The organism is Bacillus sp. 05T22 (genome assembly GCF_056396765.1).
This window is the reverse complement of the sequence record NZ_JBFTMC010000002.1, coordinates 22,531-45,085: the sequence shown is the minus strand read 5'-3', so window position 1 is coordinate 45,085 and position 22,555 is coordinate 22,531. Positions and strand designations below refer to the sequence as shown.

General features: G+C 38.0%; 22 protein-coding genes. 6 read left to right on the top strand and 16 right to left on the bottom strand.

Annotated features, from left to right (window positions below):
* Window positions 1-5: 5 nt before the first annotated feature.
* Both uvrB and AC1DIT_RS00950 read right to left on the bottom strand, forming a co-directional pair.
* Window positions 6-1,982, bottom strand: a complete 1,977-nt coding sequence (gene uvrB, locus AC1DIT_RS00955) for an excinuclease ABC subunit B (RefSeq protein ID WP_016131105.1) — start codon at window positions 1,980-1,982, stop codon at window positions 6-8.
* 309 nt (window positions 1,983-2,291) lie between these two features.
* Window positions 2,292-2,720 (bottom strand): DUF4362 domain-containing protein, encoded by a 429-nt coding sequence (locus tag AC1DIT_RS00950; RefSeq protein WP_016112519.1) that lies wholly within the window; start codon window positions 2,718-2,720, stop codon window positions 2,292-2,294.
* Window positions 2,721-2,932: 212 nt separating this feature from the next.
* On the opposite strand from AC1DIT_RS00950, the gene AC1DIT_RS00945 reads away from it, so the two are divergent.
* The gene (locus AC1DIT_RS00945; protein WP_016132403.1) at window positions 2,933-4,342 is read left to right on the top strand and encodes an amino acid permease; all 1,410 of its coding nucleotides are present in this window, start codon (window positions 2,933-2,935) and stop codon (window positions 4,340-4,342) included.
* Window positions 4,343-4,361: 19 nt separating this feature from the next.
* Here AC1DIT_RS00945 and AC1DIT_RS00940 read toward each other — a convergent pair whose 3' ends face one another.
* The 5 genes from AC1DIT_RS00940 to AC1DIT_RS00920 form a co-directional block, all read right to left on the bottom strand.
* Window positions 4,362-4,973: a hypothetical protein gene (locus AC1DIT_RS00940; protein ID WP_016112521.1), complete on the bottom strand. Its 612-nt coding sequence runs from the start codon at window positions 4,971-4,973 to the stop codon at window positions 4,362-4,364.
* Entirely contained in the window at window positions 4,970-5,731 is a 762-nt protein-coding gene (locus tag AC1DIT_RS00935; protein ID WP_016112522.1) for a MerR family transcriptional regulator, read from the bottom strand. The genes AC1DIT_RS00940 and AC1DIT_RS00935 overlap by 4 nt, the downstream gene beginning before the upstream one ends.
* Before the next feature lie 170 nt (window positions 5,732-5,901).
* The gene (locus AC1DIT_RS00930) at window positions 5,902-6,117 is read right to left on the bottom strand and encodes a hypothetical protein (RefSeq protein WP_016112523.1); all 216 of its coding nucleotides are present in this window, start codon (window positions 6,115-6,117) and stop codon (window positions 5,902-5,904) included.
* A gap of 24 nt (window positions 6,118-6,141) precedes the next feature.
* Window positions 6,142-6,531, bottom strand: a complete 390-nt coding sequence (locus AC1DIT_RS00925) for a hypothetical protein (RefSeq protein ID WP_016112524.1) — start codon at window positions 6,529-6,531, stop codon at window positions 6,142-6,144.
* 13 nt (window positions 6,532-6,544) lie between these two features.
* On the bottom strand, window positions 6,545-6,742 hold the full coding sequence (locus AC1DIT_RS00920; protein ID WP_016112525.1) for a helix-turn-helix transcriptional regulator: 198 nt from the start codon (window positions 6,740-6,742) through the stop codon (window positions 6,545-6,547).
* Between the two features lie 95 nt (window positions 6,743-6,837).
* Here AC1DIT_RS00920 and AC1DIT_RS00915 point away from each other — a divergent pair, with 95 nt between their 5' ends.
* Complete coding sequence (locus tag AC1DIT_RS00915; RefSeq protein WP_016112526.1) at window positions 6,838-7,191, top strand: hypothetical protein; 354 nt, start codon at window positions 6,838-6,840, stop codon at window positions 7,189-7,191.
* Between the two features lie 38 nt (window positions 7,192-7,229).
* On the opposite strand, the gene AC1DIT_RS00910 is transcribed toward AC1DIT_RS00915, so the two are convergent.
* Entirely contained in the window at window positions 7,230-8,252 is a 1,023-nt protein-coding gene (locus AC1DIT_RS00910; RefSeq protein WP_016112527.1) for a YeiH family protein, read from the bottom strand.
* A gap of 302 nt (window positions 8,253-8,554) precedes the next feature.
* On the opposite strand from AC1DIT_RS00910, the gene AC1DIT_RS00905 reads away from it, so the two are divergent.
* The 4 genes from AC1DIT_RS00905 (at window position 8,555) to AC1DIT_RS00890 (ending at window position 11,423) form a co-directional block, all read left to right on the top strand.
* Complete coding sequence (locus AC1DIT_RS00905) at window positions 8,555-9,448, top strand: LysR family transcriptional regulator (RefSeq protein ID WP_003201848.1); 894 nt, start codon at window positions 8,555-8,557, stop codon at window positions 9,446-9,448.
* A 51-nt stretch (window positions 9,449-9,499) separates the two neighbouring features.
* Window positions 9,500-9,868 (top strand): MerR family transcriptional regulator, encoded by a 369-nt coding sequence (locus AC1DIT_RS00900; RefSeq protein ID WP_016112528.1) that lies wholly within the window; start codon window positions 9,500-9,502, stop codon window positions 9,866-9,868.
* 6 nt (window positions 9,869-9,874) lie between these two features.
* On the top strand, window positions 9,875-10,408 hold the full coding sequence (locus AC1DIT_RS00895; RefSeq protein ID WP_016112529.1) for a flavodoxin family protein: 534 nt from the start codon (window positions 9,875-9,877) through the stop codon (window positions 10,406-10,408).
* Window positions 10,409-10,697: 289 nt separating this feature from the next.
* Window positions 10,698-11,423 (top strand): ATP-binding cassette domain-containing protein, encoded by a 726-nt coding sequence (locus tag AC1DIT_RS00890; RefSeq protein ID WP_016112530.1) that lies wholly within the window; start codon window positions 10,698-10,700, stop codon window positions 11,421-11,423.
* A 145-nt stretch (window positions 11,424-11,568) separates the two neighbouring features.
* Here the strand turns inward: AC1DIT_RS00890 and AC1DIT_RS00885 are convergent, their stop codons facing one another.
* The 8 genes from AC1DIT_RS00885 to secA form a co-directional block, all read right to left on the bottom strand.
* Window positions 11,569-11,880, bottom strand: coding sequence for a heavy metal-binding domain-containing protein (locus AC1DIT_RS00885; RefSeq protein WP_016112531.1), 312 nt, complete (start codon window positions 11,878-11,880; stop codon window positions 11,569-11,571).
* 90 nt (window positions 11,881-11,970) lie between these two features.
* On the bottom strand, window positions 11,971-13,173 hold the full coding sequence (locus tag AC1DIT_RS00880) for a PDZ domain-containing protein (RefSeq protein WP_051124575.1): 1,203 nt from the start codon (window positions 13,171-13,173) through the stop codon (window positions 11,971-11,973).
* A gap of 321 nt (window positions 13,174-13,494) precedes the next feature.
* The gene (locus tag AC1DIT_RS00875; RefSeq protein ID WP_077294632.1) at window positions 13,495-14,931 is read right to left on the bottom strand and encodes a S41 family peptidase; all 1,437 of its coding nucleotides are present in this window, start codon (window positions 14,929-14,931) and stop codon (window positions 13,495-13,497) included.
* 118 nt (window positions 14,932-15,049) lie between these two features.
* Complete coding sequence (gene ftsX / locus AC1DIT_RS00870; RefSeq protein WP_016112534.1) at window positions 15,050-15,943, bottom strand: permease-like cell division protein FtsX; 894 nt, start codon at window positions 15,941-15,943, stop codon at window positions 15,050-15,052.
* On the bottom strand, window positions 15,933-16,619 hold the full coding sequence (gene ftsE / locus AC1DIT_RS00865) for a cell division ATP-binding protein FtsE (RefSeq protein WP_077294635.1): 687 nt from the start codon (window positions 16,617-16,619) through the stop codon (window positions 15,933-15,935). Before ftsE ends, ftsX begins: the two co-directional genes overlap by 11 nt.
* Window positions 16,620-17,477: 858 nt before the next feature.
* Entirely contained in the window at window positions 17,478-17,801 is a 324-nt protein-coding gene (cccB, locus tag AC1DIT_RS00860) for a cytochrome c551 (RefSeq protein WP_016112536.1), read from the bottom strand.
* Window positions 17,802-18,254: 453 nt separating this feature from the next.
* A protein-coding gene (gene prfB / locus AC1DIT_RS00855; protein WP_097786915.1) for a peptide chain release factor 2 occupies window positions 18,255-19,356 on the bottom strand; the annotation gives its coding sequence in 2 pieces (ribosomal slippage) (window positions 18,255-19,283 and window positions 19,285-19,356; 1,101 coding nt in all).
* A gap of 304 nt (window positions 19,357-19,660) precedes the next feature.
* A complete protein-coding gene (gene secA / locus AC1DIT_RS00850) occupies window positions 19,661-22,171 on the bottom strand; it encodes a preprotein translocase subunit SecA (protein ID WP_016112538.1) in 2,511 nt (836 codons plus the stop codon).
* Window positions 22,172-22,555 lie beyond the last annotated feature (384 nt).

Sequence of the window (22,555 nt, the reverse complement as noted above, 5' to 3'; positions counted from 1 at the left end):
TATTTTCACCCTTCCGCTTTTAATTCTAGCAGTAAATCTCTCAGCTCAGCTGCACGCTCGAAGTCAAGTGCCTTTGCCGCTTCCTTCATTTCTGCTTCCATCTTCGCGATTGTTTTTTCTCGTTCTTTCTTCGTCATTTTCTTAGCCGGCCCAGCTTCATATACTTCTGTTTCTTCTGCGGCTGTTGTTGCACGAATCACGTCACGTACTTCTTTTTGAATTGTTTTCGGTGTAATGCCATGTTCCTCGTTGTAAGCTTCTTGCTTTTGACGACGGCGTTTCGTCTCTTCAATTGCAATTCCCATCGATCTCGTTATGCGATCTGCGTACATGATTACATGACCGTGTTCATTACGCGCGGCACGACCAATTGTCTGAATCAATGATCGCTCTGAACGTAAGAATCCTTCTTTGTCCGCATCTAAAATCGCTACGAGTGATACTTCTGGAATATCAAGCCCTTCTCGCAACAAGTTAATACCAATAAGCACATCAAATTTGCCAAGGCGAAGATCTCGAATAATCTCAATCCGCTCTAGCGTTTTAATTTCAGAATGTAAGTAGTTTACTTTAATACCAACATCTTTTAAATAATCTGTTAAATCCTCTGACATTTTCTTTGTTAATGTCGTAATCAATACACGCTCATTTTTCGCAATGCGATCATGGATTTCTCCTAATAAATCATCTATTTGCCCTTCAATTGGTCTTACATCAATTTGCGGATCTAAAAGCCCCGTTGGACGGATAATTTGCTCCACAACTTCCGGTGTAAGCTCTAGTTCATATGGGCCCGGCGTTGCTGATACATACACAACTTGATTCGTTTTCTCTTCAAACTCTTCAAACATAAGCGGTCTATTATCCATCGCTGACGGCAAGCGAAATCCATGGTCAACAAGCACTTGTTTACGCGCTTGGTCCCCATTATACATCGCTCTTACTTGCGGCACTGTTACATGCGACTCATCCATAACAATTAGGAAATCTTTAGGGAAATAATCTATTAATGTATATGGTGTTGAACCAGCTGGACGGAGCGTCAAATGACGGGAGTAGTTTTCAATCCCCGAACAAAAKCCCATCTCKCGCATCATTTCTAAATCGTAACGMGTTCGCTGCTCAATACGCTGGGCTTCTAACAATTTACCGTTATCATTTAATTCTTTTAAACGCTCTTCTAATTCTTTTTCAATATTTTCAATGGCAACTTTCATTTTTTCTTCACGTGTAACGAAGTGAGATGCCGGGAAGATTGCTACATGTTCACGTTCTGCTAATACTTCACCTGTTAAGGCATTCACTTCACGGATACGATCAATCTCATCGCCAAAAAACTCAATCCGAATACAATGTTCATCAAGCGATGCTGGGAAAATCTCAACTACATCTCCGCGCACTCGAAATGTTCCGCGTTTAAAATCAATATCATTACGACCGTACTGCACATCAACAAGTTCACGAAGCAATTGATTACGGTCCTTTTCCATACCAACGCGCAAAGAAACCACAAGTTCACGGTATTCTTCTGGCGAACCTAAGCCGTAAATACAAGAAACACTTGCTACAATAATGACATCATCTCGTTCAAATAAAGCTGATGTCGCTGAGTGACGTAATTTATCAATCTCATCATTGATTTGTGCATCTTTTTCAATAAACGTATCGGTTTGTGGTACATACGCTTCCGGTTGATAATAATCGTAATAACTCACAAAATACTCAACAGCATTGTTCGGAAAGAAATCTTTGAGTTCACTATACAGTTGTCCTGCTAATGTTTTATTATGAGCCATTACAAGTGTTGGCTTCTTCACTTCTTTAATAACATTCGAAATCGTAAATGTCTTTCCCGTTCCTGTCGCTCCAAGCAACACTTGATGTTTCTTACCATTATTAATCCCCGCTATCAGCTGCTTTATCGCTCTTGGCTGATCACCTTGCGGGGAATATTCTGAGACAATCTCAAATTGATGTTCCAAACAAAACCGACCTCCTCGTAAAAAATCTGTATTCCCATTTTACCACGAATGCCCATGAAAAAACCAAGAAAACGAACAGATATTCGGTAAAGTTTTCGACAATATAAAGTGAAACTTCCATCAGTAGGGGTTTTCTTCATCTCTACTGATGGTTAATGAATCTATCTTTTACGGGCAGTTGTCCCCCGCCTATCTTCCTCGTTTCTCTCTGAATCTTGAGATGGGGGTCTTACTGCCCGCAAATAGCGGGATAAACATAGCAAAAGGAAGGTTTCTTTTTTTATAAGCTCCTTCCTTTTTTAATCCCATTTATTTTGCCGGTATACGAAACAGGTCATATCCATTATGACCTGTTTCTTTCACACAATCATGTAGCGTATACCCTATATCTTCACGAGTATCTTTCATTATCTTTTTACAAGTATCGGAGTAAATCCCTTTATCTTTACCAGCAAATTTATCATAAGAATTATCTACCTTATAGCTGATTTCTCTCCCATCATATTCTAACGTTTGAAAGATTGGATCTCCTTCATGTGTATAATTCACAATGCATATTTTATCCGCTCTACCTTTTTCAACATTCATGAAGAACTTCTCGAATTTATGTAAATTAGAAATTTTATGTCCTTTTGCAATCACATCATTATTCTCATCAATTTTACCGCCCGATTGTGAACATGCTACTAAGCTTCCAATACAAAATAGAAAACACAATGAGGCAATTCCTGTTCTCATATTAAATCCTCTCCAGCTTGTTTTGGCTTTATACTATCATTCAACACGAGATTAACTAGAAGAACAATATTAATAGGTAGAATTTTCTAAAAAATAAATATTTACAAAAATATTATTTTACTTTAGAATACGAACTACAAAGATTCGACACGATACGACAAAACGGAAATATTTTTCAGAATATTATAACAACTAAGGAGTGAGGGATCTATATGAATCTATTTCGGAAAAAATCCATTTCAGCATTATTAGCACAGGCAGAACAAAAAGGGGCATCTTTAAAGAAAGAACTCGGTGCATTTGATCTCACAATGCTCGGGGTCGGCGCCATTATTGGAACAGGCATTTTCGTTCTTACTGGTGTTGCCGCAGCAGAACACGCAGGACCAGCACTTATTCTATCGTTTATTTTATCCGGTTTAGCCTGTGTATTTGCAGCACTATGTTATTCTGAATTCGCATCAACTGTACCGGTATCTGGTAGTGCATACACTTATAGCTATGCAACATTTGGAGAGTTAATCGCTTGGATTTTAGGATGGGATTTAATTTTAGAATATGGCTTAGCTTCCTCAGCTGTTGCCTCTGGTTGGTCAGGATATTTCCAAGGACTATTAAGTGGATTCGGGATTACATTACCTACAGCTTTAACAAGCGCGTATAATCCTGAAGCTAGAACATACGTAGACTTACCGGCAATCTGTATCATCTTTCTAATGACATTGTTATTAACAAGAGGAGCAAAAAAATCAGCTCGCTTTAATGCGATCATGGTAGCTATCAAACTTTTTGTTGTCTTACTATTTATCGGTGTTGGCGCTTTCTATGTCAAACCTGAAAACTGGACACCATTTATGCCGTTCGGCTTCTCTGGCGTAACAACTGGAGCTGCAACTGTATTCTTTGCTTACATCGGATTTGACGCTGTATCAACAGCTGCTGAAGAAGTGAAAAACCCACAGCGTAACATGCCAATCGGCATTATTGCTTCTTTAACAATCTGTACAATTTTATATATCGTTGTTTCATTAATTTTAACTGGAATTGTGCCTTACGATCAGTTAGGTGTTAAAAACCCTGTTGCATTTGCACTACAATACATCCAACAAGATTGGATCGCAGGTTTCATTTCTTTAGGAGCAATTACTGGAATTACAACTGTATTACTCGTTATGTTATATGGACAAACACGTTTATTTTACGCAATTAGCCGCGATGGCTTACTACCAAAAGCACTTTCTCGCGTGAACAAGAAAACACAAACACCTGTTATCAATAGTTGGATTACTGCAACTATGGTTGCTTTCTTTGCTGGTTTCATTCCTTTAAACAAACTAGCAGAATTAACAAATATCGGTACACTATTCGCATTCATCGTTGTATCCATCGGAGTAATCATCTTACGCAAAAAACAACCAGAACTACCTCGTGCTTTTAAAGTGCCATTAGTACCATGGATTCCTGCTTTAGCTGTTCTATTCTGTGGATACCTCGCATTGCAGCTCCCAGCAACAACATGGATTGGCTTTGCAGTATGGCTTGTAATTGGACTTGTTGTCTACTTCAGTTACGGTTACAAAAATAGTACGCTACAAAATGAACAAAAAGAAGACGTTGCATAATGAAAAAGCTGTTGTCCCATTAGGACAGCAGCTTCTTTTCTTTTTTGGGGAAAATGACATATGAGAATGTAATTACCGTATCAACTAAAAATACAATTCCCCAAACTTGACTCACACGGCTGGCGGCCTCATTTAACACAATTCCTTTTTCAAGCCAATTTCCCCACTGTTCAATCGGCACGAGTCCATACATAAAGAAAAAGACAATATGAACAACGATAAACAAAGCGAGATGTAAGCCCCACTGCCCCATTTCCTGTTTCGCATAAGCCCAGCCCGTAACTTCTACTGGCTCTTTTATAATAGGCATCGGCTCATTCCGCCACTTTGCAACAAGTTTTTGTACCCATACATCTAATTTTTTTAGATCTTTTTTCCCATAGAAGAATGCATATAATAATATCACTATCGTAATGATTTGAAAGTTAGAAAACTTACCAGTTTCATAATAATCCATGACACCTAAAGCTAAAATAAAGACTTCATTGAGAAGTAACACAATGCCAGCAATGAAACTGGCTTTCCGTAATCGAAATCCGTAACGAAGTAAAAAGAAACCAATTGCTGATATCCAAAACACAATTTCTGCACCAATTAAGAAATACCAACGATACTCTGCCAGTATACTCATTTCTCCTTCTCCCTCTCATCATATATACGAAAAGCTTCATCCATATACACTAGAAGCTCCTCTTCAATTGGATACATATTCATCTTCTGCGAGTCTTCTTCTGACTTTCGTACTTCCCATAATTTATCTAGAAATGCTTCATCCCCATTTGCCATCTCCAAACACTTAGCCATTAGCTTTTTTATAGCTTCTTGCACGTCATCATGAGATGCATCCTTCCCTTCTTTCATAAAGCTGCGTAACTGTTTTAACAGATCTACCCATTCTCGAACATCCTCATCTTCCTCGCTCATATTTGGCAAATTGCGAAGAAGTTTTTGCTCATCCTCTGAAAACACTCGCTTTTGAAATACTTCACGTATACGAGGAGACTGCCTCGAAAGTTGAATAAGTTCGAACATAATTTTCCAATCTAACTCTCCCTCTAACTCAGCCGAATACATAACAGCTTGTAAAATCCGTTCCATCCGATTAAACTTTTTCTGCTCTTCTTGTACAAACTTATGCTGTTTTTCTAATGATTCTCTTAAGCTAAATTCATCTGTCATTAGTATATTCATAATCTCTTTTAACGAGAAACCCATTTCTTTTAAAAATAAAATTTGTTGCAAACGAATGACGTCCCTTTCACTATATAAACGGTGTCCACCTTCTGTTTTCCCGCTTGGTTTCAGCAAATCAATTTGATCATAATAACGAAGTGTTCTTACCGTAACTCCTGTTTCCTTTGTAAGTTCTTGAATTGAGATCATTTCCATCACCCTTTCCTCTTTCATTGTAAAAGATGACGTAACGTAACTTTCAAGTGTTTTTGTGGAAAACTGCAAAAAAAGCTGTTTACACGCTTCATGTAAACAGCTTTTACGGGATTAAATCGGTAATCCCATCCCGTTTCCCCTTTATTTATCTATTTGTAGAACATACCTCACTACTCACTCTCTTCTACCTTTCTAAACTGCCATTTCGGCCAATAGTTCACAAAAAAGTATATAAACTGTCCAATTACAAAAAGAATAAATGGCGTTCCAGCACTTCCGTAAACAATCAAATTATACATACCCCATACCGCTAAGCTTAGCGCATAAAATACCCCTAAATATTTAAAGGCTTTATCTGACTGATGTCTTTCGTATTCATCTTGCATCCTCATTCCACCTCTATCCGCTCTTTATGCTCGTTTTCCAAATATAGTTGTCACGATTAAACTACCTGTAAATAGGAAGCTACACACAATAAATATTTCTGGTATTGGTATTACAGCTCTCCCGATTGCTTTACTCATACAAATGTAAGTAATAAAAAGAATGAACGAAAATAAAAACGAGATATTTAAATATCTTTTTATATTCTCCTGCACTCGTTCATCTACATCTGGAAGCTCTTCTTTTTTGTATTTACACTTTTTGTAATAAACGTACAAAGTCAAAAATACGATTGCTAAAATATTACTAACCACTAACGGCAATATCGGTATGGAAGAATCCATAATGCGTATTAGGATGTCTCCTGCAAATAGCCCTAAAATCGTGACTATGTACAATTGTTTATCATCTCTCATGCTCTCTTCCCCCTTACTCCAACGTAAATATTTCCTCCACCTTCATCCCAAAATACTTTGCAATCTTCAGTGACAATTCCAAGCTCGGATTGTAATGATGATTTTCAATCGCCACAATCGTTTGTCTTGTCACTTGCATTGCTTTTGCCATTTCAATTTGCGTTATGTGATTTTGCTTTCTTAGTTCTTTAATTCTGTTTTTTACACCCATAGGATCCACCTTTAAAAGTAAAGATATCTTTACTTTTATTATAAATATTTTCCAGTTTTAAGTAAAGATATCTTTACAAAATAGAGGGAAATATTTTGCTAGATCATAACGATACATTTCAATCCCTTATTGATTTCAATATCACTGGTGATGAAGTTTTTATTAACCATCTCGTCGGAGAAGCTATTTTTTTAGCATATGAACTTATGGGGGATGAACAAGATGACTGCTTTTATGAATTTTTATCAGCCTATATGAAAGAACGAGCATTATCTACACTTGAACAGGAAGCCTTACCTCTTATCATACAAGTTGTACGCCCATTTCGCTTTAGACGCACACAAAAAATTATCCAGCTTGTGAAAGAAGAACAATTTACTGAAGTGGAAAAGGAATTATCCTTTATGATTACCCTTTTACGCCGTGATGTGGAAGCATTCATGAAATAGGAAAAGGAGGCATACCGATTATGCCTCCTTTTGTTACCTTACATAAAACCTAACGCATATACAAGAATATACCCGAGAACAGAAAGACAAACAGATCCCACTAACCCTGCGACAAATGCTCTACTTCCTAATTTACGGAATGTCGTAAATTCTACATTTAAACCAAGTCCCGCCATTGCCATCGCAATGAGCATATAAGCAAGGATTACGATGTATCCTGCTACCACTTCCGGTATAACACCTAATGAATGAAATGCACTCATTGCCAAGAACCCTAAGATAAACCACGGAATCGGAATATCACGCCAAGAACCCTTTTGCTCATTTCTCTCACTACGCTTAAACCATAAACCAATTAAAATCGCTACCGGTACAAGCATGGCAACGCGCGTTAATTTTACAATAACCGCAATATCAACAGACGCGCTTCCACCTGGCGCCGCAGCAGCGATGACATGTGCAATCTCATGCAGCGTCGCTCCAGAAAATACACCGTAACTATACGGGGATAATCCAAGAACTGGGTATAATAAAGTATAAATTAACGTGAAAATTGTACCTAAAATAGCAATAATTGCTGCACCGACCGCTGTTTCATCGTCCTTCGCCTTCACTTGCGGCGCAATTGCCACGACCGCGGCCGCGCCGCAAATTGCCGTCCCGCATGCTGTTAAAATCCCAAGTGTCTTATCTACTTTAAAAACGCGTGTTAATGCGTATACAACAACAAGTGTAAAAGCAATGACAATCGCTGCAATAACTAGCACCTTTGGCCCAGCCTTTGCAATATCAACAAGATTTAATCGCATACCTAGCAAAATAATTCCGAAGCGAAGTAACTTCTTACTCGCAAAATTCGTTCCCGCTATCGCTTCGCTTGGAACACCAATTGTAGCTCTCCAAATCATTCCAATTAGAATAGCGATAACTAATTGGCCCATAATATTTAAAAATGGAAGCTCTGCTAAATATTTCGCGCTAATCGCAATCAACAATGTAATCCCAATCCCCTGCGAAAAACCGAGACGCTTCTTCTTTTGTATAACAAGTGTTTGTTCCACTTTGGATCACTCCAATAATCGTATTAAAACATGCATGTTTCTTATACTTCCATTATAAAAGCATTCCAATAATAAGTTTAATATCAATATTCAATCTCAATCATCAGAAAAACTTATGATAAACTAAAAAAGTGAAGGCGGCTTGTTCAAAATCGCAGGGCGTTGGAGCCCCCGACAGAGAGGCACTTTTCGCCTCGTCCGAGGGGGCGAAACGACCGGAGATTTTAGCCGCCGGAGCTAGACAATAGAAAAGYCGAAGCTAATCTCTAGATCAATAACAAAAGAGCAAAGGAGCAAACATCATGAACGTCGATATTTTAAAAATATTTGTGACCGTCGTAGAACAAAAGCATTTCTCTCGTGCGGCAGAATTGCTCAATCTCTCTCAGCCTGGCGTCAGCATGCATATTCGCAATTTAGAAAACGAATTTGGCACTACGCTCATTCAGCGTTCTCCAAAACATGTCCAAGTTACGGAAGCTGGCAATATTTTATACATACATGCGAAGCAAATGCTATCTCTTTATGAAGAAGCAAAACAAGAAATTAACGAACTACATAACGTTGTTACAGGAACACTGCGCATCGGGGCAAGTTTTACAATTGGTGAATATTTACTCCCAAAAATATTAGCACGCTACGCCAATGAAAATCCGCGTGTGGAAGTACACACGTTTATCTCCAACACAGAAGAAGTTCTCCAAAGCATTCGTTCCAACCAAATCGATATTGGCTTAGTAGAAGGTCAAGTCGTATACACTGATATAGATGTAGAGACTTTTATGAAAGATGAAATGAAACTAGTCGTTCCACCAAAACATCCTCTTCTGGGTGCACATGCAATTAACGAAGCTTCACTTCAAGATCAAGTATGGATTCTCAGGGAGATGGGATCTGGAACACGCGCCTATAGCGATCGTTTTATCCATCAGCACCATTTAAAAATGAAGCGTTTCTTTACATTTAGCAGCATTCAAAGTGTAAAAGAAGCCGTTGCTGCTGGGCTCGGCATTGCAATCCTTTCTGACTGGACCGTAAGGAAAGAGCTACAAGCAAAAGAACTTTTCCATGTCGAAGTTCCAAACGAAAAACTCATCCGCCCTTTCTCTATCGTTCGTGGCAAATACTTTATTCCTTCCAAAGCCATTCAAGTCTTTTTAGACCACGTTCATTCATTTGCACAAAAACAGAGTTGACCTTCACATTGGTGTGAAGGTTTACAATATATACGAAAGGAGTGAAGTGCAGTGCGAATTGGAGAATTATCAAAGCGAACTGGCGTCAGTGAACGTTCATTAAGGCATTATGAAGAAAAAGGGTTGCTTCCTTCGAAACGCCTTACAAATGGCTATCGTGATTTTGAGGCAAGTGCCACCAGAAAAGTTGAACTCATTCAGATGTACTTACAGCTTGGCTTGAATTTAGAAGAAACTGCAAGAATGCTGCGCTGCTTAGAAATTGAACCACAATTATACGAAAATCCATGCAGTAGTATTCTTACACTTTACGAAGAAAAGCTGGCTGAGGTAACAAAGCAAATTTCACTGCTCTCCAATATTCAAGCGAATTTACAGAAGCATGTTTCACTCCTAAAAAAAACGAAGGAAAAGGAATGATTGCATATGTTCGTTATACACGGAAGCTCCCGTTCAAATGGAAATACAGAAGCCCTTACACACATGATGATTGATGGTATCGATGCAGAACAAGTTTATTTACGGGATCATACCGTTCATCCTATTACAGACCAACGTCATGAAGCAGAAGGATTTCAACCAGTAGATGATGATTACCAAAACCTAATTGAGCAAATGCTAGAACACGATACAATTATTTTCGCTACACCTCTATATTGGTATGGGATGAGCGGACATATGAAAAACTTTGTTGATCGCTGGTCACAAAGTTTACGTGATAGATCCCTTCATTTTAAAGAAAAGATGAAAGAAAAAAAGATGTACGTTGTCATTGTTGGTGGAGATAATCCAAAGTTAAAGGCATTACCACTTATCGCACAATTTCAATACATCTTTGATTTTATCGGTTCTTCTTTTGAAGGCTACATTATCGGTGATGCTAATGCACCGGATGAAATTTCAAACGATAAAGAAGCATTAGTAAAGGCGAAACTATACAATGAACAATTCCGGAAATAATAACCAGAAACTAGTTTGACAAATCTCTTTGTATACGTATACGCATACAATAAAAATAACATTATGAAAGGAAGGTAACCCGGCCAATGAAGTTCTAATTCTCTTATTTATTCATCCATCACGCATAGTGAAACAAAATGATGAAAACTAGAAGAAGATGAGTCTGTCCATTTGTCGATACTTTCTTTTATCGCGATCGTGTAAAAATATGTGCATCGCTTATTTCTACACACTTTTTACATCTATGGGTGACGTCTATCCTCTCTAGTGAAACTAGGGAGGTTTTTTTATGACCATTTTATTCGTACGTAATATTGAAAAAATCTTTGGTGACCGCACTATATTTACAGTACAATCGCTTGAAATTCAAGGAAATGACCGCATCGGCATTGTCGGAGTCAATGGAGCCGGAAAATCTACACTATTACAAATTTTAAGCAAAGAAATAGAGCCAGATGAAGGCACTGTCTCACATCACGGTTCTATCACCATCATTCCTCAGTTTAGCGAAGAAACACTAGAAACAGCCACTTCCCTCGCAAAAGGAAAGTGGCACATTGCGAACGTTTCAAACTCACTGAGCGGCGGCGAGCGAACAAAGGTAGCACTAGCGAAAGTGTTTTTAGGAAACTATAACATGCTTCTGCTCGATGAACCGACGAATTATTTAGATGTAACAACTCAGGAAGAACTAGAAAACATGTTACAAGAATATCCTGGCACCGTCCTTTTCATTAGCCATGACCGTGCATTTATTCGTTCGGTTGCAGATTATATCTTACACATAGATGAGACTGAACCACGACTCTTCCATGGAAACTATGATCAATATATGAATCGAACAGAACAAACTTCTGTAAACACTACCGAGCAAGAACTGTTGCGATTGCAAACAAAATTAACAGAAATCATCAGCCCGATTTCGATGCCTGATCGACATGATGATGTTACAATTCTTGAACAAGAATATGAGCAGTTATTGGAGAAAATCAGGAATTATAAGGACGCACTCTAATGTCTTCCCGATATCTCGACGAGGATCCTGAAATTTCCCAAGAAATATCAGTGATTCGACTGCAAATATATCGTCGCTTCTACAATATACAACATAACAGGCATACAAAAAGCCGTGTACTGAGCACGGCTTTTTTCTTTATATGTTACACACGGACAGCTGTACCACTTACCGCAACCATTAACATCCCTTCACGAACTACCTCATAGTCTACGTCAATGCCAACAATCGCGTTTGCACCTTTTTGCTTCGCAAAAGATTTCATCTCTTCCATCGCAATATCACGTGCTTCTTTTAATTTACTTTCATATGCACCAGAACGGCCACCGACAATGTCACGAACAGAAGCAAATAAGTCGCGGACGATATTTGCACCCATAATCGCTTCACCGTTTACGATATCAATGTACTCGATAATTTCTTTCCCTTGAATAACAGAAGTTGTTGTTACGATCATTTTTTACAGCCTCCTATATATGTATCTTTTTCTTACCTACCTATATGGTACGCTAATTCTGTTAAAATTACATATACAAGGTCTTTTAAATTACACTGCTTCCGTATCCCACTTATGATTCTGTTCTACAAACACAATTCCCAATTCATGATGTCCATCTGCATATAGTGCCGTTTGAGCAAGGCGGAGCTCGCCTTTTGTATCAAGTACTTCTAACTTACAAAATGCCCCTGTCGTCTTGGACTGAAGCGCATCATAAAACTCTTCTGCACTTTTAGGAATTACACCGTTTACCTTCGTAATAACCTCTCCAGGCTTCAGATTCATTTCTACACCGACTGTATTCGGAATTATACCTAATACAACTAATCCATCATCGCGCGCTGCAAAATATGCTGGGCGCGTTTCATCAGCTATACGTTCCCGCATCGCAATAGTAAAGCGACCAAGCATCGCGACTCCCATCGCAAGAATAGCTACAACAGGCCACCAATAACTGACCACCCCTAAAACAAGAACAAGGGTCGCTAAACCAAATATACGTCTTCCTGTAAATAATAATGCTTCTGTCGGTTCCTCACTTCTAATTGTTCGCATAAAGCCAATTAAAAACGGTACAAGGAATAAGGAATACGTTTGTGAACCAACAGAAATGACCGGCCACCACGAAACAAATTGTGTAACAGCATCTCCCGGCACAAGAATAAAAATCGGAACGAGCCATAAACGCTTTGATTCATGTAGTCCAATATTTAAACCGCGCTTTCCTTTACGCATCTTAGGCGTTGAATGCCGCACCGCATTTTTCGAAATTAATAATCCTTCTACTACTAACATCAAGCCAATTAAAATGGCAAGTGATGCAATGGTACTCTCTTCTCCTTCTCCAAGCTGTAAGAAAGAGATTGGAAGTTTAGAAGATAATAAAGCTGCTACAATCGCCACGCCAAATGTGTAAGCAGGAGATAAATATCTATATTGAGCAGCTAGTCCAAATACTAGTGTCCAAATTAAAATCATCCATATACTTGCTTGCGACATAACTAGTCCGGCTCCAACTGTTATGATGGATACAACGAATCCATATCCAACTCCTGAAAATAAGGATGTTCGTAGTTCAAACCAAATATCATATACTTTAAAAGAAAAATCTTTTCGTTCTCGTAATATACGTAAGTATCCAGCAAAAATGCTACTTATCAAAAATACATAGACAGCAGGGTGTAAGAAAAAACGCCCAACTGCTCGCATTATCTCAAAAGACCACGCCTCCACGAATCGCTTCACCACCATTTATTCTTTCTTTTTATCTTATCATAAAGTGAAACTTTAATCAGTGGAGTTTTCTCCATCCCCCATCTACCTTCTTTTCTTTTTCTAAATTTTGAGATAGAAGTGTTACCGTTCATAAGTAGCGGGATAAACACATACAAAAAAATACAGGCAATAATATTAGGCCACTGAAAAAGTCCACTTCATAAGAAAAAGGAGTTCATCACCTACTATATACAGGTAATGGACTCTTTTTTCTTTTCAACATATTGATAAAATTCGTGTTATTTTTTCAAAGCAAACACTTTTTCAGTGCCTTCAATAATATGCCTGTATTTTTCCTTATTTCGCCATTAATTTTAATGCTGCCTGCAATTGCAGATCATTTTCACCAGAGCGAATCTTTTCAATGATTTTATTTTGAATCGCTTCAGCTGTCTTTTTATCAAGCTGACCTGTCATTTCCATTTCATTTGCATTTTGGAATGCTTTTAAAGCCGACTCTGTTTCCTTACTAAAGTATCCATCCTCACGTCCAGGTACATATCCTAAACTTTTCAGCATTTCTTGCGCATGCTTCACTTGTACATCATTTGAATTATAAGAAAGTGTTTTCTCAATTTGAATTGGCGTTGCATGATAATAATCTGGCTGTTTCACTTCCACCGTTGGGGCAATTCCTTTTTTATGAACCCAATTGCCATCTGGTGTAAGCCATTTAAACATTGTCAGTTTAATATTGCTGCCATCTTTAAACGGAACAGCTTGCTGAACAGTACCTTTTCCAAATGTTTTTTCACCAACTAAATCATATCCTTCGCCTTCTTTTAATGCACCTGCTAAAATTTCTGAAGCCGATGCACTTCCTTTATCAATTAATACTGAAATTGGATATGATTTTCTCTCTTTTAATGCAGTTGAGAATTTCTTTTTCTCACCATTTCGTTGTTCAACTTGCATCATTGGCTTTTTGTCCGTCATAATTAATCCTAAAATATCTTGTACGCTATTTAAGTAACCTCCTGGATTACCACGTACATCAATGACAAGGCCTTTTATATCTTTCTTTTCAAGTTCTTTTAATTGATCTTTAAATTCTTTCGCTGTATTTTCAGAGAAAGATGTAATTTGGATATAACCAATATTTTTCTCCTTCTCTTTCTTTACAGAACTAAACACAGTAAAAATCGGAATTTTTTCACGTTTAATTTTAAATTCTAGTGGATCTGCTACTCCTGAACGTTTTATCTCAAGCGTAACGTCCGTTCCTTGTTTACCACGAATCTTTAAGACCGCTTCTTCACGTGATAAATCTTTTACACTGTTTCCATTTACTGATAAAATTTGATCATTTGGCTTAATGCCTGCTTTTTCTGCTGGTGACCCTTTAATCGGAGAGACAATGATCAGTTTTCCATCCGTTTTGTTCACCTCAGCACCAATACCTTCAAGCTCCGGATCAAGCGACTCTGTAAATTGCTTCGCTGTTTCCTTATCCATATACGTGGAATAAGGGTCCTTCAGCGTCGACAACATACCCTGTATCGCACCCTCAACAAGCTTTTCATCCTTCACGTCTTCCACATAACGCGAATCAATCAGTGCATACGCCTCATTAATTTTAGCTAAATCCCCTTGTTTCGTGCCGGCACTATCGCCTGTAATTGTTTGCGCCATATATGATGGATTGATTCCAAACATATACATACCTGCAAACATTCCGCCAGCACCAATTAAAAATGCAACAATCATTCCAATAATCGCAACTCTACGTTTCAATGCGGAATTCCCCTTTCCAGAACACACAGGTGGTGTAGCAAAAGGCATCACACATTGTGTGATGCCTTTACCTATTTCTACTATATGATAAGCTTGTACGAATTATGTTTGCAACTTTTTATACTTTTAAGAAGCGACGAATTGACATTACGCTTCCCCACATACCGATTAATGCACCAATTAACACTAATAAACCGGAAAGTTGGAATACAAACGGACTATATGGAAGAAGTTCAAAAATCGTTCCTCCAAGCTTCTGGTTAAACATACCTTGAAGCGAATTATAAGTAGATAAAATTACAACAATTGGGAGAATTGAACCAAGTACACCTAAGAATAAACCTTCTAATAAGAACGGCCAACGGATAAACCAGTTTGTCGCACCTACAAGTTTCATAATTTCAATCTCCGTGCTTCGTGCATAAATTGTAATTTTGATTGTATTAGAGATTAAGAACATTGCTGTGAATAATAGACCAGCAATTAACAAAATCCCAATATTACGGCCTGTGTTCACTGTATCAAATAATTTTTCAACTTGGCCTTTACCATATTGGACTGTACTTACAAACTGCATTTTTTCAACTTTTTTCGCAATTGTAGCTGTATCTGTTGGTTCTTTCGCCTTTACAATAAATACGTTTTTAAGTGGATTATCTTGCTCAAATAACTCAAACGTTTTTCCGCTGTCACCTAAGCTTTTAATCAAACGTTTTAACTCTTCTTCTTTAGAAGAATATTTAACAGAATCTACTTTTGCAATTTTGCTAAGATCTTTTTCCAATTTCTTTTGATCCGCTTCTTTCGCCGCTGGATCAATGTGTATACGAATTTCTACATCTTGCTCCACTTTCGTTGCAAAGTGGTTCATATTCATAATCGCTGTTAAAAAGACACCTACAAGTAATAATGTAACTGTTACTGCACTGACAGAAGCAAACGTCATCCATCCGTTACGGGATAGATTTTTTACACCTTCTCGTAAATGCCGACTAAGGGTTTTAGTCTTCATATCCGTATCCTCCCTCAATCTCATCTCGAACAATTTTTCCGCCTTCAATCGCAATTACGCGATGACGAATTGTATTTACGATATCTGCATTATGCGTTGCCATAACAATTGTTGTACCGCGTTCATTAATACGTTTAAAGATACTCATAATATCAAGTGCTGTATCAATATCTAAGTTTCCTGTCGGCTCATCGGCAATCACAACTTTGGGCTTATTTACAATCGCCCTTGCAATCGCCACACGCTGTTGTTCTCCACCTGAAAGTTCAGTTGGAAGTGCGTCCGCACGATCTTCAAGGCTTACAAGACCCAGTACTTCAGTAACACGCTCACGAATTGCATCAGGCTCTTCTTCAATTACTTCTAAAGCAAACGCTACATTCTCATATACCGTTAATTTAGGTAGCAATTTAAAGTCTTGGAAAATTACGCCTAGCTGACGGCGAAAATATGGTACATCTCGCTCTGCTAACGTTTCAATTACAAGTCCATTCACATTGATAGATCCTGTTGTTGGTTTTTCTTCACGATACATCATCTTAATAAATGTAGATTTTCCGGCTCCACTCGGTCCAACTACGTATAAAAATTCACCTTGCTTAATGCTAACTGTGAGTCCATCGATGGCTTTCATACCATTTGGATACTCCTTATAAACATTCGTCATTTTTATCATTATTTATCACCCAATACTTAATGATTTTTTTCGACATACTTTTTCTGTCTATCTGAACATGAAAGCAAAAGCTCCCACTCTTACTTACACTCTGCTGTACTACAAACCTATTGAAGTATTTCTGTTGTTTCAAATAACAGTAACAGCATTTTCAGTCTATCACTGTTGCTTATGTACATGTTTCAGCAAAATTCTACAAACTACATTGTAACATCATTCGGTTTCCAATTCGGATACAATTTTGTTACAGTTATGTTACAGCACAAAAAGAAACAAGAAAAAGCAGTTATTCAAAGCTCCCTTTCCTCGATAAAAGGTTAATTCCTAACTATATAAGTACAAATTGAAAAAACAAACATAAAAGAAGCAGTCAGATCCTTTTCCTACCCCATGCCAAGTTAAAACAAAGAGAGAAAACGAGTACAGGTCACCTTTTGTTCTTCATAGTAGCAGTTTATATATTTTAAAATCAAAATGGATACATATATATCATAAACAAGTCTATATCATTTTATGAATCATTTTATGAATCATCTTATAAGTCTAGCTTTTTATAAAACAACCCAAAAAACTGACTGTTTAGCCCATCATGTCTAAAAACCTTCCACACAAAAAAGCCCCTTAGCCAACACTGCTAAACAGTCAGCTCCACTTTTTTTACGTTCTAGCTTTAGCGGCTAGAATGCTCAGTGTCTTTGCTTCTTCCTTCTATTCTGAACAAGCCACTTCCGCTTTTCTTTTGTCTAGCTGCAGTGGCTAAAATCTCCGGCCGTTTCACTCCCTCGGACGAGACAAAAAATGCCTCTCTGTCGGGGGTTCCAACGTCCTACGATTTTAAACAAGCCACTTCCGCTTTTCTTACTTATGTTCTGCTAACCATTCTGATACTTTTTTTGCATCTTCACCTTGAATAATTCCTGGTGACATTGCCCCGCGCCCTTTTTGGATAATATTCTCAATCTCCGCCGCGTCGTATTTACCGCCTACTTTTCGTAAATCAGGTCCAGTTGCACCAGATAAGTCGCTAGCATGACAACCTGCACAACTTTTTTTGAAAATTTGCTCTGCACTATCTGTACTTGCAGATTGATTAGAAGATTTATTTTCTTCTTTCTTTCCACATGCTCCTATAGTAAAAGCTAATGATGTTCCTAATACAATAGCCAACAATTTCTTTTTCACTTTTATCGCCCCCCATTGTTGATATCCTTCTTATTATTGATATAGCCATACTCTCACATAGCTCTCACTTGCCATTATAATAATTATCCCCTTATAGAAAAACCAACCTTCATAGGATATTTTTTACAAAAGGGATGAGAACCCTACTCATATAAAGCTTTCACCAATTGTTTCAATTCTGTGAACAAATATAAATTACTATAAAGATACTGTTTTTGCAAAACAAAAAAGGAAAAATTCTATACGGCTTCCTTATCATTTATAGCTTGCTTCTTAATATTTTTCACTTTTTACAAAACAATATACGACCTTGTATCATAAAACCAAGCTCATCAAAAAGAGAAGTTGTCACCCAACTCCTCTTCCTCCTTCTCTTATCAATACAGACAAGATGTACCTCATTATTCCCCGCTATCTCCTCAACGATAGGCCAACAGTCCGTTGGCTTTTTTCTTAAGAAATACGAGAGCGTAAATATGCATCAATAAACGGATCAATTTCTCCATCCATAACCGCTTGTACATTACCAACTTCCGTATTTGTACGGTGGTCTTTCACTAGAGAGTATGGGTGGAATACGTAAGAACGAATTTGGCTACCCCAGCCAATTTCTTTTTGTTCACCACGAATTTCATTTAACTGTGCTTGCTGTTCTTCTAATTTCTTTTGATATAATTTCGCCTTTAACATTTTCATCGCATGTTCACGGTTTTTAATTTGCGAACGCTCGGATTGACATGTTACAACCGTATTCGTTGGCGTATGTGTAATACGAACCGCTGAATCCGTCGTATTAACGTGCTGTCCACCCGCACCACTTGCACGGTACGTATCTATTTTTAAATCTTCCGTACGCACTTCAATCTCGATATCATCATTAAATTCAGGTACAACTTCACAAGATACGAACGATGTATGACGACGGCCTGAAGAGTCAAACGGTGAAATACGTACAAGACGATGTACACCTTTCTCTGCTTTCAAGTAACCGTAAGCGTTATGACCTTTAATTAACAATGTTACGCTTTTGATTCCTGCTTCATCGCCTGGTAAATAATCGACTGTATCTACTTTAAATCCGCGTTTTTCAGCCCAGCGTGTATACATACGTAATAGCATAGAACCCCAGTCTTGTGATTCTGTTCCACCAGCACCTGGATGTAGTTCTAAAATCGCATTATTTTTATCATAAGGATCRCTTAATAATAGCTGAAGCTCGTACTCATTCATTTCTCGAACTAAAGATTTCACTTCAGATTCTAATTCCTCATGTAAATCTTCATCATATTCTTCTTTTAAAAGTTCATGTGTCACTTCTAGATTTTCGAATGTTTCATCTAACTGACGAAATTTCCCAACCATTTCTTTTAACGCATTCGCTTCATTAATTACAGTTTGTGCGCCTTGTTGATCATCCCAAAAGCCTGCACCCATCATTGTTTCTTCTAATTCTGCAATGCGTTTTTCCTTTGTAGGAAGGTCAAAGAGACCCCCTAAAAGCCGCTAATCTCTTAGCCATTTTCTCTAATTCTTGCCTAATTTCTACTAGTTCCATGCTCTTCACCTCTATGTAATTGCTATCGCTTTTATATAAAACAAGGGAAACTCCCTCCGCTTATTACAGAGAGAGTTTGTCCCTTTTTATTATATGGATACTTTTAAAACTTTTCCATTTTGAAAATAAAATTTCGTGTAAGGTCGATTTTGAGCGCCTTCCTGCGAGGCAAACTACGCCTCTCTGTTAGGAGCTCCATCCTCCTCACATTCTGAACGAGCCGCTTCCGCACAAGAAAGTACAAATCACTTTCTGTGCGGAAGAACCTTAGCCAACGGTGCTGAACAGTCGGCGCCACTTTTCCTTATTTCCCAATACCACAGCAGTTTTTATATTTCTTACCACTGCCACATTTGCATAGGTTGTTACGTCCTTCTTGTTCACCTTTTACGACTGGTTTCTTTTTCACTTCTTCACCGTCATCTTTCGGATGAACTGCTTCACCTTGAGCTACTTCTTGGCGCTCTAAGTTTTGTTCAATTTCTGCTTTCATAATGTAACGAGAAACCTCTTCTTCAATGGAAGCGATCATGGATTCAAACATTGCGAATCCTTCCATTTGGTATTCACGAAGCGGGTCAATTTGACCGTAAGCACGTAAATGAATACCTTCACGAAGATGATCCATCGCATCGATATGATCCATCCATTTCGTATCTACAACGCGGAATACAACAACCTTTTCAAATTCACGCATTTGTTCTTCTGGTAGAAGTTTTTCTTTTTCATCATAACGCTCTATTAATTTTGCAATGATTGGCTCGCTCATTTCTTCTGGTGCAAGGCGGCGTATTTCTTCTTCCTTAACATCACCTTCCTCAAGAAGGTTTGTATTTAAGTAGTCAATCAGACCTTTAATGTTCCAATCCTCTTCAATTTCCTCTTGCGTATGAAGGGCAACAGCACGTTCTACAGTAGATTTCATCATACCTTCGATAATGCCTCGTAAGTTTTCAGATTCCATTACTTCTTGACGTTGCTTATAAATTACTTCACGTTGTTGGCGAAGTACATCGTCATACTGCAAGAGCTGTTTACGTGCATCGTAGTTGTTTCCTTCTACGCGTTTTTGCGCAGATTCTACAGCACGAGATACCATTTTACTTTCGATTGGCTGTGAATCATCCATACCAAGGCGATCCATCATCGCTTTCATATTATCTGCACCGAATCGGCGCATTAATTCATCTTCCATTGATAAGTAGAACTGCGTCACACCAGGGTCTCCTTGACGACCAGAACGACCACGTAACTGATTATCAATACGACGACTTTCATGACGTTCTGTACCGATAACCGCTAGGCCACCAGCTTCTTTTACACCTTCGCCTAGTTTAATATCCGTACCACGACCAGCCATGTTTGTCGCAATCGTTACAGAGCCTTTAAGTCCTGCTTCTGTAATAATATCCGCTTCACGTGCATGGTTTTTCGCATTCAAGACGTTATGACGTACACCTTTACGTGTTAACATGTTTGAAATAAGTTCAGATGTTTCAATTGCAACTGTACCAACAAGAACTGGTTGCCCTTGCTTATGGCGTTTTACAATATCCTCAACAACCGCATTGAATTTTCCTTCCATCGTTTTGAAAATTAAATCCGCACGGTCATCACGAACAATTGGTCTGTTTGTTGGTATCACGATAACATTCATATTATAAATGTTACGGAATTCCTCTTCTTCCGTTTTCGCTGTACCAGTCATACCTGATAACTTTTCGTACATACGGAAGTAGTTTTGGAATGTAATGGTTGCTAATGTCATACTTTCATTTTGAATTTCTACGCCTTCTTTTGCTTCAATCGCTTGGTGTAAACCTTCACTATAGCGGCGGCCCTTCATAAGACGACCAGTGAATTGGTCTACAATTACAATTTCGCCTTCTTGTACAACATAATCTGTATCGCGGTGCATTACAACGTGTGCACGAAGCGCCTGATTAATATGGTGAAGAAGTGCAACGTGTTTTAAATCAAATAAGTTTTCAATATGGAAAGCTTTCTCTGCTCTCGTAATCCCGTCTTCTGTTAACATGACATTTTTCGTTTTCACGTCAAATGAGTAATCTTTTTCATTTTCTAACGTACGAATAAATGCATTTGCAAAGATATATAGTTCTGTTGATTTTTGTGCTTGTCCAGAAATGATAAGCGGCGTACGCGCTTCATCAACTAAAATGGAATCGACTTCATCAATGATTGCGAAATGAAGCGGACGCTGAACACGTTGCTCTTTATATAGCACCATGTTATCACGCAAATAGTCAAAACCAAGCTCGTTGTTTGTACTATATGTGATATCAGCAGCGTAAGCAGCTTGCTTTTCTTCACGTGACATGCTATTCAAGTTAATTCCTACTGTTAAGCCAAGGAACTCATGTAGTTGTCCCATTTCCCCTGCGTCACGTTGCGCTAAATATTCATTGACTGTAACAACATGAACACCTTTACCTGTTAAAGCATTCAAATAAACCGGTAAAGTAGAAGTTAATGTTTTACCTTCCCCTGTTTTCATCTCAGAGATATTCCCTTCATGTAAGGCAATACCACCCATTAATTGCACAGGATAAGGGCGCATACCAAGAACGCGTGTCGCTGCTTCACGAACAACCGCAAAAGCTTCTGGTAATAAATCGTCTACTGTCTCGCCTTTCGTAAGACGCTCTTTAAATTCAATTGTTTTCCCTTTTAATTGTTCGTCAGTTAACGATTGAATCGATGATTCAAACCCTTCTATTTGATCCACATTTTTCTGCATACGTTTAATTTGGCGCTGGTTTACATCAAACACCTTTTTTAAAATACCGATCATAGGAAATACGCTCCTCTTTTATTAAAATAAAACTTCCGATCGTGCTCTATATTTCTGCTCACTAATCAGTCGTTATAAAACGCAAATTTATTTTCTAGCATTTTCTCTCCTAATTAAAAAAACAAAAAAAGTATAAACCTAATGATAATTGTAACACTTGTTTTATAGCTATGACAACAACTGGCCAAACGCATAGCCTAAATTAGCTGAAATTTTGATTAATAGGCGTTTTATAGCGATCTCATCCTTTACTAAACTTCTTTGTTTCCTGTTCCATTATGAGACAGCGGTATGTCTTCCCAAAAATAATAGAGTGAAAACTCAAAGACTTTCATATGTTTCATCGGTCTACACGTAAAACATTTTATACACAATAAAAAAACG

Coding starts and splice junctions, on each gene's coding strand:
- AC1DIT_RS00880 (WP_051124575.1), bottom strand. CDS start 13,173: ATGGTGGTGAAGCGATTCGTGGAGGCGTGGTCTTTTGAGATAATGCGA.
- ftsX (WP_016112534.1), bottom strand. CDS start 15,943: ATGAAGACTAAAACCCTTAGTCGGCATTTACGAGAAGGTGTAAAAAAT.
- AC1DIT_RS00885 (WP_016112531.1), bottom strand. CDS start 11,880: ATGATCGTAACAACAACTTCTGTTATTCAAGGGAAAGAAATTATCGAG.
- AC1DIT_RS00950 (WP_016112519.1), bottom strand. CDS start 2,720: ATGAGAACAGGAATTGCCTCATTGTGTTTTCTATTTTGTATTGGAAGC.
- ftsE (WP_077294635.1), bottom strand. CDS start 16,619: ATGATAAAAATGACGAATGTTTATAAGGAGTATCCAAATGGTATGAAA.
- AC1DIT_RS00940 (WP_016112521.1), bottom strand. CDS start 4,973: ATGAGTATACTGGCAGAGTATCGTTGGTATTTCTTAATTGGTGCAGAA.
- AC1DIT_RS00930 (WP_016112523.1), bottom strand. CDS start 6,117: ATGCAAGATGAATACGAAAGACATCAGTCAGATAAAGCCTTTAAATAT.
- secA (WP_016112538.1), bottom strand. CDS start 22,171: ATGATCGGTATTTTAAAAAAGGTGTTTGATGTAAACCAGCGCCAAATT.
- AC1DIT_RS00935 (WP_016112522.1), bottom strand. CDS start 5,731: ATGGAAATGATCTCAATTCAAGAACTTACAAAGGAAACAGGAGTTACG.
- AC1DIT_RS00920 (WP_016112525.1), bottom strand. CDS start 6,742: ATGGGTGTAAAAAACAGAATTAAAGAACTAAGAAAGCAAAATCACATA.
- AC1DIT_RS00945 (WP_016132403.1), top strand. CDS start 2,933: ATGAATCTATTTCGGAAAAAATCCATTTCAGCATTATTAGCACAGGCA.
- AC1DIT_RS00905 (WP_003201848.1), top strand. CDS start 8,555: ATGAACGTCGATATTTTAAAAATATTTGTGACCGTCGTAGAACAAAAG.
- AC1DIT_RS00890 (WP_016112530.1), top strand. CDS start 10,698: ATGACCATTTTATTCGTACGTAATATTGAAAAAATCTTTGGTGACCGC.
- AC1DIT_RS00895 (WP_016112529.1), top strand. CDS start 9,875: ATGTTCGTTATACACGGAAGCTCCCGTTCAAATGGAAATACAGAAGCC.
- AC1DIT_RS00925 (WP_016112524.1), bottom strand. CDS start 6,531: ATGAGAGATGATAAACAATTGTACATAGTCACGATTTTAGGGCTATTT.